Annotated in this window: 13 protein-coding genes; 6 read left to right on the top strand and 7 right to left on the bottom strand. The window is 57.8% G+C overall.

The window, feature by feature from the left end:
- Window positions 1–300: 300 nt before the first annotated feature.
- Window positions 301–978, bottom strand: coding sequence for a hypothetical protein (locus tag OIS53_RS19475; RefSeq protein WP_264680249.1), 678 nt, complete (start codon window positions 976–978; stop codon window positions 301–303).
- Complete coding sequence (locus tag OIS53_RS19470) at window positions 971–1,192, bottom strand: hypothetical protein (RefSeq protein ID WP_264680248.1); 222 nt, start codon at window positions 1,190–1,192, stop codon at window positions 971–973. The genes OIS53_RS19475 and OIS53_RS19470 overlap by 8 nt, the downstream gene beginning before the upstream one ends.
- A gap of 453 nt (window positions 1,193–1,645) precedes the next feature.
- Between OIS53_RS19470 and dnaE the strand changes: the two genes are divergently transcribed.
- The gene (gene dnaE, locus OIS53_RS19465) at window positions 1,646–5,332 is read left to right on the top strand and encodes a DNA polymerase III subunit alpha (RefSeq protein WP_264680247.1); all 3,687 of its coding nucleotides are present in this window, start codon (window positions 1,646–1,648) and stop codon (window positions 5,330–5,332) included.
- Between the two features lie 116 nt (window positions 5,333–5,448).
- On the opposite strand, the gene OIS53_RS19460 is transcribed toward dnaE, so the two are convergent.
- Together OIS53_RS19460 and OIS53_RS19455 are read right to left on the bottom strand one after the other, a co-directional pair.
- The gene (locus tag OIS53_RS19460) at window positions 5,449–6,279 is read right to left on the bottom strand and encodes a YsnF/AvaK domain-containing protein (RefSeq protein ID WP_264680246.1); all 831 of its coding nucleotides are present in this window, start codon (window positions 6,277–6,279) and stop codon (window positions 5,449–5,451) included.
- 41 nt (window positions 6,280–6,320) lie between these two features.
- A complete protein-coding gene (locus OIS53_RS19455) occupies window positions 6,321–6,761 on the bottom strand; it encodes a YsnF/AvaK domain-containing protein (RefSeq protein WP_264680245.1) in 441 nt (146 codons plus the stop codon).
- Between the two features lie 367 nt (window positions 6,762–7,128).
- Here OIS53_RS19455 and OIS53_RS19450 point away from each other — a divergent pair, with 367 nt between their 5' ends.
- From OIS53_RS19450 to trxA, 5 genes are all read left to right on the top strand, one after another.
- Window positions 7,129–7,650 carry a GbsR/MarR family transcriptional regulator gene (locus OIS53_RS19450; RefSeq protein ID WP_264680244.1) on the top strand — a complete coding sequence of 174 codons (522 nt, stop codon included), beginning with the start codon at window positions 7,129–7,131 and terminating at the stop codon, window positions 7,648–7,650.
- A 120-nt stretch (window positions 7,651–7,770) separates the two neighbouring features.
- Window positions 7,771–8,112, top strand: coding sequence for an NAD-dependent epimerase/dehydratase family protein (locus tag OIS53_RS19445; RefSeq protein WP_264680243.1), 342 nt, complete (start codon window positions 7,771–7,773; stop codon window positions 8,110–8,112).
- Window positions 8,113–8,259: 147 nt separating this feature from the next.
- Window positions 8,260–8,697 (top strand): DUF1731 domain-containing protein, encoded by a 438-nt coding sequence (locus tag OIS53_RS19440; RefSeq protein WP_264680242.1) that lies wholly within the window; start codon window positions 8,260–8,262, stop codon window positions 8,695–8,697.
- A gap of 70 nt (window positions 8,698–8,767) precedes the next feature.
- Complete coding sequence (locus OIS53_RS19435; protein ID WP_264680241.1) at window positions 8,768–9,136, top strand: hypothetical protein; 369 nt, start codon at window positions 8,768–8,770, stop codon at window positions 9,134–9,136.
- A 195-nt stretch (window positions 9,137–9,331) separates the two neighbouring features.
- Entirely contained in the window at window positions 9,332–9,661 is a 330-nt protein-coding gene (gene trxA / locus OIS53_RS19430) for a thioredoxin (protein ID WP_264680240.1), read from the top strand.
- A 124-nt stretch (window positions 9,662–9,785) separates the two neighbouring features.
- On the opposite strand, the gene OIS53_RS19425 is transcribed toward trxA, so the two are convergent.
- The 3 genes from OIS53_RS19425 to OIS53_RS19415 all read right to left on the bottom strand — a co-directional run bounded on the left by OIS53_RS19425 (window position 9,786) and on the right by OIS53_RS19415 (window position 12,968).
- Window positions 9,786–10,751 (bottom strand): energy transducer TonB, encoded by a 966-nt coding sequence (locus tag OIS53_RS19425; protein WP_264680239.1) that lies wholly within the window; start codon window positions 10,749–10,751, stop codon window positions 9,786–9,788.
- 206 nt (window positions 10,752–10,957) lie between these two features.
- Window positions 10,958–11,446: an AsnC family transcriptional regulator gene (locus OIS53_RS19420; protein WP_264680238.1), complete on the bottom strand. Its 489-nt coding sequence runs from the start codon at window positions 11,444–11,446 to the stop codon at window positions 10,958–10,960.
- Between the two features lie 538 nt (window positions 11,447–11,984).
- Complete coding sequence (locus OIS53_RS19415; protein ID WP_413775200.1) at window positions 11,985–12,968, bottom strand: isoaspartyl peptidase/L-asparaginase family protein; 984 nt, start codon at window positions 12,966–12,968, stop codon at window positions 11,985–11,987.
- Between the last annotated feature and the right edge of the window lie 210 nt (window positions 12,969–13,178).

The following is a 13,178-nucleotide window of genomic DNA, read 5'->3' as shown; positions in this document are numbered from 1 at the left end:
GCAGAATAGTACCTTTCAGAGTATCGTGCTGGAGCGAAAGGCAGCGAAGCCGGAAATGCAGTCTTTGGACTTATTTGCCGTCAGCTTTCTCTTCACCCATGACTTCGGGTGGGCCGGCATCTACTCTGAAGCCGAGGACGCTGCATACACCGACCCGCATACGGATTTTCTGTGCATCCGCTTGTGCCGGCTTACGGCGGCGCCACCTACAGCTATTGGCCGCCGAAATCAGCCGCGACGTGCTGATGAACCCAGCACTCGAATTTGAGCGGACTGAGAAGTAAGCATGACTTACTTAACTTACGTTTGTGCTAGTTGACGCAAACGGTTCAATAGTATTTCTACAGTAATATCCCGGTCTTTAGCCGCATCAAGTACTACCTGAATATCTTTCCGGCCTATTAAATCAATGGCTTCATTTGTCAGATAAGCACGTAGATTCGGTAGACTGCCTGCCACCTCTTCTACTACTTGTGGTCGATAGGTTAATACATATAAAATATCCTCAAAGTCGGAATCGTAGCGTAGGTCTTCCCCGCGGTTTCGCATAGCGCAAAACTTGGTACCAAGTAGATGCGGAGCATCCAAAATGCGAATGGCGCTAGCATCAGGCAATACATACTCTACGGCTGTCTGCATACCCGTTTTGTACCATGGGTTGCTGAAGCCGAGTATCCGTTCATCAGTTGGCATTACATCTACAGTGTACCCCTGCCATACCCATCGTATCTGTACTTTACTAGTCGGATCATTCCGGAATCCCCGGCGGCGGAGCTTCTCTTCTATTGCCGCGAATTCTCCGTAAGAAGCCAGCTCAATAATGCAGTCCACGTCTTCCGTAGGCCGCGACTCAGGAGCTATTCTTGCGTCGCCGTACAGCCCAACGGTAGCACCACCCACAAAGACAACTTCATAACGCATATCTCCTAAAGCATTAGCCACTGCTTGTAGTACAAGCGTATTTCGGTGGTTATTCATCGAAGTATTCTTTGATTTTTTGCTGAGCTATTTTTTTTTCACGTGCCCGGCCAACCCGTAACGCATCCGTTAAAGCTAGTAATTCATACAACCGGGGGTCTCCCTTAGCAGCATGCGGCACTTTATTATATAAAGGCTCAACTGCTTGCCCACGCGTAGTTCCTTCTATGTCAGGCCAAACATATGGTTCTTGGCTCATAATAATGTTACTCAACGGTGGAGCTGAATGAGCTGTTGGCATTCCAATAACTACGACTCCAGGCTCCGCTGGGAATACATAGGGTAGACCATATAGGAGAAATTCAAGAAGATTTTGTCGGTACACCTCCCTTTTATTCTCGCTAACCAAGCCTACTATCCTACTCCGTTGCAATGAGTTCGATATCTCGGATTGACTTAAGCCTAGGGAAACCGCTAAGTGGATTTGCCCAAGGGCAAAGCTATGTGTAGCCTCATATGTACTCATGCTTATCAGCTTTAGAAGTACCACTACATCCTGGGGTCTCATTCCTTTATGAACTGCCATTGTAAGAGGGTTTTATTGCGTACCGCATATTGCGTATCGCGATACGCAATATGCGATAAAGTGTTAATGTATCCTATAACCTCTAATTCGCGGGTAACTTTACCTTACGCTGCGCCCCAACGGCGCTGCGCTTGCCAGCCCATGCCTACCTTCTCACACCTGCATTGCCATACTCAGTACTCTCTGCTCGACGGCCAGGCCAGCATCAGCCAGCTGATGAAAAAGGCCCAGGCCGACGGTATGCCCGCCGTGGCCCTCACCGACCACGGCAACATGTTCGGGGCGTTCAACTTTGTGGCCGAGGCCAATAAGTACAACGTGAAGCCCATTGTGGGCTGTGAGTTTTACCTGGTAGAAGACCGGCACAAAAAGAGCTTCAGCCGGGAGAAGGGCGAGCGGGACAACCGTTACCACCAGCTGCTGCTGGCCAAAGACCAGGCCGGCTACCACAACCTGGCTAAGCTCTGCTCCATGAGCTTCATCGAAGGCGTGTACTCGAAGTACCCGCGCATCGACAAGGAGCTGCTGCTGCAATACCATGAGGGCCTGATTGCCACCAGCTGCTGCATCGGGGCCGAGATTCCGCAGGCTTTGCTGTGGGAAACCGAGGAAAAGGCCGAGGAGCTGCTGAAGTGGTGGCTGGACGTGTTTGGCGAGGACTACTACATCGAGATTCAGCGGCACGGGCTGATGAACATCGACAACACCGGCAAAAGCCAGGAGGACCTCAACCAGACCTTGCTGAAGTGGGCCAAGAAGTACAACGTCAAGGTTATCTGCACCAACGACTCCCACTACGTCGACCAAACGGACTTTGCGCCCCACGACCTGCTTTTGTGCGTGAATACCGGCGAGGAGCACAGCATTCCGGTAGGCGACTTCCAGACCAAGTACTTCCGCTTGCTGTCTTCCGACAACAAGGTACTCTACGACCACCTCGACAACTTGCGGCCCCTGGCCTCCTCCGACGACCAGGTGCGGCGCCAGCTTATGCGCATCGACGAGGAAGCCCAGATGCCCAAGCCCCGCTCCCGCTTCGGCTTCCCCAACGACCAGTTCTACTTCAAAAGCCAGGAGGAGATGAACCGGCTGTTCCAGGACGTGCCGGAAAGCGTGGACAACACCAACGAAATCGTTGATAAAATCACGCCGCCCAAGCTCCAGCGCGACATTCTGCTTCCCAACTTCCCGCTGCCCGCCGAGCACCCTACCGCCGACGCCTACCTGTGCCACCTTACCTACAAAGGTGCTTTCGATGGGCCCCGCCCCCGCTACTCCGAGCGTACGCCCGAAATCGAGGAGCGGCTGGATTATGAGCTGCGCATCATCGAAGCCATGGGCTTTGCCGGCTACTTCCTCATCGTGCAGGACTTTATCAACCGGGGCCGCGACATGGGCGTGGCCGTGGGGCCGGGCCGGGGCTCGGCGGCGGGCTCGGCCGTGGCGTACTGCGTGGGTATCACCAACATCGACCCCATTAAGTATAGCCTGCTGTTCGAGCGTTTCCTGAACCCGGAGCGGGTGTCCATGCCCGATATCGACATCGACTTCGACGACGTGAACCGCCAGCGCGTCATCGACTACGTGGTGGACAAGTACGGCAAAACCCAGGTGGCCCAGATTATCACTTTCGGTACCATGGCCGCCAAAAGCAGCATCAAGGACGTGGCGCGGGCCATGGAGCTGCCCCTGCCGGCCACCAACGAGCTGGCCAAGATGGTGCCCGAAAAGCCCGGCACCACCCTGGCCGGGGCTTTTGCCGAAAACCCGGAGTTGGATTATATCCTCCGGGACGAAGCCCCCGACAACCTGCGCGGCCAGATTCTGCGCCTGGCCCACAAGCTGGAAGGCTCGGTGCGCAACACCGGCATTCACGCCGCCGGCGTCATCATCGCCCCCGACGACATCACCAAGTACATTCCGGTGTCCACGTCCAAGGACTCAGACCTCTTGGTCACGCAGTTCGACGGCAAGGTGATTGAGAGTGCCGGGATGCTGAAAATGGACTTTCTGGGCCTGAAGACGCTCACGATTATCGTGGACGCCCTGGCTCTGATTGAGAAAAACCACGGCATCACCATCGACATTGACCAGATTCCGCTCGACGACCCCAAAACCTACGAGCTGTACCAGCGCGGCGACACCATCGGTACGTTCCAGTTCGAGTCGGAGGGCATGCGCATGTACCTCAAGGACCTCAAGCCCACCAACATCGAGGACCTGATTGCCATGAACGCCCTGTACCGGCCGGGCCCCATGCAGTTCATCCCGAACTTCATCAACCGCAAGCACGGCCGGGAGCAAATCGAGTACCCGCACGAGCTGCTGGAGCCCATCCTGAACTACTCCCAGGGCATTATGGTGTACCAGGAGCAGATTATGCAGGCCGCCCAGATTCTGGCCGGCTACTCCCTGGGCGGCGCCGACCTGCTGCGCCGGGCCATGGGCAAAAAGGACATGAAGAAGATGGCCCAGGAGCGGGAGAAGTTCTGCAAGGGGGCGGCCGAGCTGCACGGCATCAAGGAGAAGAAAGCCAACGAGGTGTTCGACGTGATGGAGAAGTTTGCGGCCTACGGCTTCAACCGCTCCCACTCAGCCGCCTACTCCGTGGTGGCTTACCAAACCGGCTACCTCAAGGCCAACTACCCCGCCGAGTACATGGCCGCGGTGCTCACCAACAACATGGGCGACATCAAGAAGGTGACCTTCTTCATCGAGGAAGCCCGCCGCCAGGGCGTGGCCGTACTCGGCCCCGACGTAAACGAATCCATCCTGAAGTTCAACGTAAACGAGAAGGGCCAGATCCGCTTTGGCATGGCTGCCGTGAAAGGCGCCGGCGAAGCCGCCATTGAAAGCATTGTGGCGGAGCGCGAGAAGAAGGGCCCCTATACCGACCTGTTTGACTTCTCGAAGCGCGTGAACCTGCGGGCTGTCAACAAAAAAACTTTCGAAAGTTTGGCTTTGGCGGGCGCTTTCGACTCGTTTGAGCGCTACCACCGCCGGCAGTTCGTGGAAGCTCCCGGCGGCGACCAGAACCTGATTGACAAGGCCGTGCGCCTGGGCCAGCAGTACCAGCAGGAGCAGGAATCGGCTCAGCAGAGTTTGTTCGGTGGCGGCGCCTTCGGGGCCGTAGCCATGCCCCTGCCCAAGGTGCCCGACATGGAGCCCTGGCCCGCCACTGAGCAGCTGCGCCGCGAGAAAGAGGTGGTAGGCTTCTACCTTTCCGGCCATCCGCTCGACGATTTCAAGCTGGAAATCGACTCGTACTGCACCTGCGGACTTGATAAGGTGGAAAACTACAAGAACCGCGAAGTAACCGTGGCCGGGCTGATTTCCAACGTCCTGTTCAAGACCACCAAGACCGGCCAGCCCTTCGTGTCCTTCAACGTGGAAGACTACGACTCCAGCCTCAACCTGGCCCTGTTCCGCGACGACTACACCCGCTTTTCGGCCCTGATTAATCCGCGTAACTACGACAAAGAGCAGGTGCCCCCCATGTACATTCGGGGCAAGTACCAGCAGCGCTTCCGCGACTCCGACCAGTTCGAGTTCAAAATTCTGACCATGGAGCCCCTGTTCAACGTGGCCGAGAAGCTGGCCAACGGCGTGCGGGTGCAGCTCGACCTGCGCACCATCACCGAGCCCTTTATGGACCGGTTTATGGAGGCGGTGGAAGGCTGCCAGGGCTCCAAGAAGCTGGAAATCAAATTCGCCGAGCCCCACGAGCACCTTACCGTAGACACCTACTCGCGCCGCTACCGCATCGAGCCCAAGGAGTTTATCCGCCGCATGCGCGAAATGGAAATCGACGCCTGCCAGCTGATTTAGGCGCGGATTCAAGTACTTCTGACTACTGCACCTAGGCGGTAGTAAACAAAAAAAGGGCGCCAGTTTTGGCGCCCTTTTCAGTTGCAGTAGCAGGTAGCGTAACCTGCGCTGGAAAGTTAAGAACGGTTGGTGTCGCCGGTTGTGCCGGTGCCCGTGGTGTTGTCGAGACGCTCGATGTCCACCTCGGTTTTGCGCACGGTGTCCCGGATAGTTTCCTCACGCTCAGTCACTTCTTTACCCAAGGTAACTTCCTCTACCACACGGGCTTCTTTGCCTACTACGGCCCGCTCGGCGCTTTCCGTGATTTCAACTTGGCCTTCCTTGAAGGCTGCGAAATCAGCTTCGGTAGCGGGACGGTTTACAGGAGTGCGCTCCACGGTTACGTGCTCTTCACGCAGACGTACATGAGCTTCTACCGGGCGCTCCACGATGCGGCTGCGCAGGCGGGCACCCCCGGTCTGCTCCACCCGCTTGCCTACTTGCAGGTTTTCTTCGATTACCTGGGCCGATACGGCGCCTTGAGTGCTAGCCGTGCCGCTGGCTTGCAGGTTATTGCCCAGGGCATAGCCCGTTTGGGCAGCCCGTTCCTCTACGTCAATTGCCCCGGCCTGGTCCAGAATCTCAGCGGCTTGGCGGGCGTTTTCGGCCGAGTGGCAATGCACCGTTACTAAGGAGCTGCTTTGGCGGGCTACATGCGAATAGCGGCGGGCATTCTCATCATCGTCGCCCCCAAACAGGTTGCGGAAGAAGCCACCGATGCTGTCGTCATCTGAAGCCGACGAGCTGGTAGTGGCTGCTGAGGTGGTAGCAGTGCCGCTGGCATTACGGTAGGCGCTGGACGAGGCCACGTCTACATAGTCCTTGGTGAAGCCGGCGGCGGCGAGTTGGCGGGCGGCTTGCTGCGCTTCTTCGGCGCTATCAAAAATTCCTACTACGGTCTGGTTCATGGGAAATGGAAAAGAAATTAGGTGAATAGGTTATTGGCAGGTTACAGGTGGGGGGTGCCGGCCGGGGCTGCCTCAGCAGAACCATGACCGGCCGCACCAGGCGCTGGGTGCCGGTCAACGGTTAGTTCTTCGTGCCGCAGCGTAATGGGCTCGGTATGAGTGGCTGTAACGGTACGCTTGGTGACGTGTATTTCCTCTACGACAAGCAGGCGTGTTACAATTACTTCGCGCAGCACCGGAATAACGGTGGTGTCGCCCTGGTGACGGACACCGGGCGGCGCCGCGCCATCTGCCACGAACTGGTTGACCGGAACACGCTCTACCTGCACTTCCTCGTGTTGCAGAGGCAGGTTGAGCACCTCCTCCCGTTCGTGAACAGTTTTGGTCAGGCGCACTCGCGCAGTTTCTACTACTTCACGGCTTACGACAGCCCGCTCCTCAATTACGGGAACCACTACCGGGGCCTCGACCTCGGACGACAACCGATCCGGCAGATTTGACTGGGCAGCAGATGTTGTGGTAGATTCCATTGCCGGGTTTTACGCCGCAGCCCACCGGTAGGTCTTTGTAGTAGTTGATCTTTTCTATGACACAATCACCCGTAGTTGCACTATTGTAATGTCTTGTCTTATATCTATATCATTTAATAATAACCTATTTTAGAACACTACGCCTGCTTAATAGCTTCCCATCAACTCAACGGATGTTTTAGACAAAACCAATAGTTCAAAATTATGCTCTTACACTTTTTTCTACGTGGCTCCACAGGTACGCTACGGTGAAAAATTAACGACTAAATTTATTTTCAATATGTATTGAAAGTTTGAGAAATGGATATACCTTTAGGATATGCAACTCGACGAAGCCAAGCGCAAATTTATTGAAGGCTGGGGCACCCTCGGTTCGGCCTGGGGGGTGAGCCGGACGATGGCGCAGGTACACGCGTTGCTGCTGGTTTCGGTAGGAGCGTTGAGCACCGAGGACATTATGGAGCAGCTACAGATTTCGCGAGGCAACGCCAATATGAACGTGCGCGCCCTCATGGACTGGGGCCTTGTGCGTAAGGAATTGCGCCCCGGCGAACGGCGCGAGTTCTTTTTCGCCGAAAAGGATATCTACCGCGTGGCAACGCTCATCCTGAAGGAGCGCCGCAAGCGGGAGTTGGAGCCCATCATGCGCGTGCTGGGCGAAATCAGTCAGGTGGAACCATCTCCTACTGCTTCACCCGACGAAGCAGCCGCTTTCACTCACATGATTGGCAATATCCAAAGCTTCGCTAACCTAGCCGATAGTGCAGCATCAACCCTTATCAAAGCCGACGAAAACTGGTTTGTCAGCACATTCATGAAGCTGATGCGCTCTAGCCCATAAGCCTCTTTTTTTACCAGCATGTTTCAATATTTATTGAAAGTATTAAATATCACATAACCTGTCTTTTTATCAGTCTGCTGCTGGAGGCCACAGTTTTTCTCATCTAACCACTTAGTGCGTATGCAGAAGCCCACCATGATACTCGCCGGAGGTACTGGTTTTCTAGGCCGGAATGTAGCTCGTTACTTCGCTTATCGGGGATTTCGGGTGGTGACCCTGAGCCGGCAACCCGGTGATTCTGCCACCGGAATGGTGCAGTGGGATGGGCGGACGCTCGGCCCCTGGGCGGCAGAGCTGGAGGGAGCCGCCGTGGTACTCAACTTAGCTGGCCGCTCGGTGGATTGCCGCTACCACGCTGCCAACAAGCGGGCTATTTTGCACAGCCGCACGGAAAGCACGCGGGTGTTGGGTGAGGCCATTGCCCGCTGCCACCGTCCGCCCGCCGTGTGGCTAAACTCCTAGACGGCCACCATCTACCAGCACACCACCGGCTCGCAGCCGGCCAATACCGAAGCCACCGGTCTGACGGGCCAGAGCTTTTCGGAGCAGGTAGCGCAGCAGTGGGAAGCCGAGTTTTGGCTAGCCCACGCGCCCCATACCCGCCGCTTAGTGCTGCGCACGGCCATTGTGCTAGGCGCTGATGGTGGCGCCCTGCCAGTAATGGCCCGGCTGGCGCGGCTGGGCCTGAGCACTCCGCAGGGCAGCGGGCAGCAGTGGATTAGCTGGGTGCACGTCGTCGACTTTTGCCGCGCCGTGGAGTTTCTGCTGGGCCAGCCCCAGCTGGATGGCGTCTTCAACGTGTGCGCGCCCCAGCCGCTGCCCAATGCGGACTTCAACGGCCTGCTCGACCAGCACCTCCGGCCGCGCTGGCACCTGCCGCAGCCCCGGTGGCTGCTGGAGGTGGGCGCCCTGCTGCTACGCACCGAAACCGAGCTGATCCTGAAAAGCCGCAAAGTGGTGCCTGAGCGGCTGCTCGCCGCCGGGTTTCGCTTCCACTATCCCAGCTGCGACCTGGCCCTGGCCAACCTGTTGCCCCAGCTCGCCTGAGCCACCTCTCCTGACTTTCTCCGCGCTCATTCTTTTCATTTCTTACCTCTCACTTCTAACCTTTACAGCCATGAACTTTCATCTTCTGGTGTACGGCGTGTATCTGCCCGTTACGGTTCTGCTCACGGTGTGGGTAGCCCGCACTCTTTTCACCAATGGCCGCTTGTTCCTTATCGACATCTTCCACGGCAACGAGCAGTTGGCCGACTCGGTAAATAAGCTTCTGCTGACGGGATTCTACCTGATCAACGTGGGGTACGCCACGCTCACGCTGCGCAGCGCCGGGGCAATTACCAGCTACCAGCAAACCGTAGAAACGCTCAGCATCAAAGTGGGCACTATCATTCTGATTCTGGGGGCCATGCACTTCTTTAACCTGTACGTGTTCTATAAGCTCCGGCACCGGGCTCAGGAGTACGCCCGGGCGTATCATTCCTAAGCCGTAGCACCCAGCCCCGGCGGCCCGGCTTGAGCGCGGCCGGCACTACCGGGGTTAGCGCACAGTTGAGCCAGCGAACTGCCACGCTGGCCGAAGTGAACTTTCCGGCCCGCGGCTTGTTGAAACGCAATCTGCTACCTTGCGGCCCGGTTGACCGTAAACAGCTCAACACCTTTCAACAAAACCCCTACTGTTATGGGACATAAAGCCATCGAAATTACCGATGCTACCTTCGACCAGATCATCAACTCTGATAAACCCGTCCTCGTGGACTTCTGGGCCGAATGGTGCGGTCCGTGCCGCATGGTAGGCCCGGTAGTAGAAGAGCTGGCCGGCGAGTACGAAGGCAAGGCCATTGTGGGCAAAGTGGATGTAGACTCCAACCCCCAGACCTCGGCCAAGTTCGGCATCCGGAGCATTCCTACGCTGCTGGTGTTCAAGAATGGCCAGATTGTAGACAAGCAAGTGGGCGCCGTGCCCAAGCACGTATTAGCCCAAAAGCTAGACGCCCAGGTAACGGCCTAAGCCCTGTTTTTGCTGCTTTCAGCCAGCACAAAGCCCCGCTTCTCTAGAGAAGCGGGGCTTTGTGCTGGTTAAGGATGCCTACCTTCTAGCGTCATCAGTATTGGCGGCAGGCTGTTTGGCTTACTTACCACGTGTCGTCGGGGGCGGCGGCGCGGGCTTCGGAGGGCGGCACCTGCGCCGGGCGCAGACCCGACACCAGTGAGAAGTTAGGCGCGAAATAGATGGGAATGGTAAAGGTCATGGCTGTGGGCACGTTGTACTCGCGGCCCGGCTGAAACGCCGGCAGGCTGGCTACCACCCGGCGAGCCTCCTGGTCGGCATCGGGCGAGAGGCCCCGCACTACCCGCACCTGGCTTACGCGGCCGTCTTCACCCACCATGTAGCTCACGTGCACCGCGCCCGTAATGCCTTTGCGCCGGGAGTTTTTGGGGTATGTGGTGGTACGGGCTATGTAGCTGAGCAGGGCGGCCTGCCCGCCCGGAAACTCGGGCAGCACGCGGGTATGCAGCTTGCCCATGTACGGCGACCCGTCTTCGTTGAAGAAGGCCAGGGCCAGCGGCTTGCCTTTCCGGTCGGGCATTTCAATGGCACTCAGCTGGCCGGTATCGTAGTAATAGCGCCACTCTCCCACCGGCCGGCCGGCGTTGTAGCGGCCCTCCGAGCGTTTCTGGCCGTTGCGGTGCACGGTTATCCAGCGGCCCACCCGCTGCCCATCGGCGTACTCGCCACGCTGGCTCACGCGGCCGTCTTCGTACCAGCCCACGTACAGGCCGTCGGCCTCATCGTTGCGGTAGTGCGCCTGCCCGGCCTTGCCCCCGCCGGCGTGGTACCACGTAAACAGCCCATTGCGCACCGGCGGGTCAATAGACGACAGCATGCCGCGCAGCTGCAAGGTGCCATCCAGGGCATACTCGCGCATGGAATATGTGCCGAGCAGCTCGTTTTTACGGTCGATGATGCGGTAGTGCGTGGCGCTGTCGGGCACGGTGGCGCCGTCCCGGTCGTTGAGGTAGACGGCGGGCAGGCTTTGGGCCGGGGCCAGGCGCACGGCGGCAGCCAGTGCGAGCAATGCAGGGTAACGAAAGCGCATAAACGACTGACCTTGAGAAATTACCAACTCGGGGGTCGAAATATATCTGGTTACAACGCTATAACCAAGGATGGGCCTACCTGCATCAAAAAAATAATGCTAAAACGCAGCCGTAAGGCTGTTATTGCTCACGCACAAAACCGCCTCTCCTCCGGCTTGCGGACGAGAGGCGGCTATGCATGACGCCGTAACTATAGCTCAAGAGCTTAGCCGTGGCGCTCCACCGGTGCTTCCTGTAGCTGAATGGGCCGGTTGAAGGCTTCTTCGAGGGAAATGAGCGTCTCGGTGCGCTCAATGCCCTCAATCAGCTGAATTTGTTCGTGCAGCACTTCCCGAAGGTGGTTGGTGTCGCGGCAAATCAGGCGGGCGAAGATGCCGTAGGCTCCGGTGGTGAAGTCGATGCTGACCACCTCCGGAATCTGGCGCAGCTGCTCCACTACGCTTTCGTACACCGAGCTTTTCTGCAGGTAGATGCCGAGAAAGGCGCGCACGCCATAGCCCAGCTTCTGATAGTCTATTTTCAGCGTAGCCCCCTGCACAATTCCCAACTCCTCCAACCGGGCCATGCGCACATGCACCGTACCGCCCGACACGTGCACTTTCCGTGCAATTTCCGTGTAGGGCATTTTCGCGTCTTCAATCAACAGCGCCAGAATCTTCCGGTCGGTGTCGTCAAGTTCATAATTACGAGCCATTTTTTCAAGGATTAATTACCTATATTTCAATGAAAGCGTGTGTTTGTTAAAAAGACTGTAAATTTCACCTCAAATGTCTGAAATTATTTTATAATAACAATCAACTCACTACATTTGTCATAATCCAACACGAACGGTGAGGGATTGTTTTACACCTTGTAGAATGATGAAACTGGCAGACATGCCCTCCTCTCTCGGGGGTGAAGATTCGGGAAAAACTGGTCCGGCGGCCGGCTAACTACTTCGTGAAGGTTCGAATCCTTCTTCTACAGCACGCGTGATATTGGGTGGACCATGTGAGGAGGGAAGAACAGGGCGTATCTGGGTGGGTACGTTCTTTTCCAAGAGGCGGCATCTGGGTGGGTGCCGCCTTTTACTTTTCACACGGTTGGCCTGGCCCGCAGCCCGAGCCCGCTTGGTCCGGTAAACGCGGGTGCAAAGAACGGGCTTTTTAAGCGGAAAAGATATCGTCGAGCATAAAAAACGCCCCGTGTAACTAGCACGGGGCGTTTATCTTATTGTTACCTACGCGGCCTGGTCACTTATAAATCTGCACCTGCCGCTCGCCAGTGGCCCGGATGTAGGCCCGGTACATGCCTTCGGAGTTGAACGGCATGGCAATGTTGCCTTGCCGGTCCACGGCAATCAGGCCGCCGTCGCCGCCCAGCTTGGCTACTTTGTCGATGGTGGCCTGGGCGGCCTGCTGCACCGGCAGCTGCTGCAGCTCCACGCGGGCGGCCACGTCGCGGGCTACGGTGGCCCGGATGAAGTACTCGCCCCAGCCCGTGCACGACACGGCGCAGGACTGGTTGTCGGCGTAGGTGCCGCTGCCGATGATGGGTGCGTCGCCCACGCGGCCGTAGCGCTTGTTGGTCATGCCGCCGGTGCTGGTGGCGGCGGCCAGGTTGCCGAACTGGTCGAGGGCCACGGCGCCCACGGTGCCGTACTTCTTGCCTTCGGTGAAAATCAACGACGGCGGCACGCTGCCCTGGGGCTTGCCGGGCTTCACTTTTACCTTAGTTTTGGTGGGCGCTTTGGCTGGGGCGGCTACTTGCGACTGTGAGGGCGCGTTGAGCTGGTCGGGGGTGCCGGGGCGGCGCTCCTCGGCCAGGGCTTTCTGGAGCTGCTGGTAGCGGGCTTCGGTGTAGAAGTATTTGGGCTCCACGATTTCCAGGCCTTTCTCGCGGGCAAACTGCTCGGCCCCCGGCCCCACCATCATCACGTGCTCCGACTTTTCCATGACGGCGCGGGCGGCCGTAATGGGGTTGCGCACCACCGTCACGCCCGCCACCGAGCCGGCGGCCAGCGTGCGGCCGTCCATGATGGCGGCGTCCAGCTCGTTGCGGCCGTCGTGGGTGAATACCGCGCCCTTGCCGGCGTTGAACAGGGGTGAGTCTTCCATGAAGCGCACGGCAGCCTCCACGGCATCCAGGGAAGTGCCGCCCCGCTTCAGAATAGCGTAGCCGGCGTCCAGAGCCTGGTTGAGGGCTTCGTTGTAAGCTTTTTCCTTGTCGGGCGTCATGTTAGCCCGAGTGATGGTGCCAGCGCCGCCATGAATCACCAGCGTTATGCGCGACGGGTCGGGGGCGGTAGTAGCTGCGGCCGGAGTGGAGGCTTGAGCCTGCAGCGAAGCCGGCGCGGCCAGCAGCAGGGCGGACAGCAGCGCGGCACGGAAGCGGGAGGGTAGGGTCGTCATGGCAGCAGGAATGGGCGTGTGTGCAGGCCGAAGATA

The sequence above is a fragment of the Hymenobacter sp. YIM 151500-1 genome, assembly GCF_025979885.1.
In the GTDB taxonomy this organism is placed as follows: domain Bacteria; phylum Bacteroidota; class Bacteroidia; order Cytophagales; family Hymenobacteraceae; genus Hymenobacter.
This window is presented reverse-complemented; position numbering and strand designations above follow the sequence as displayed.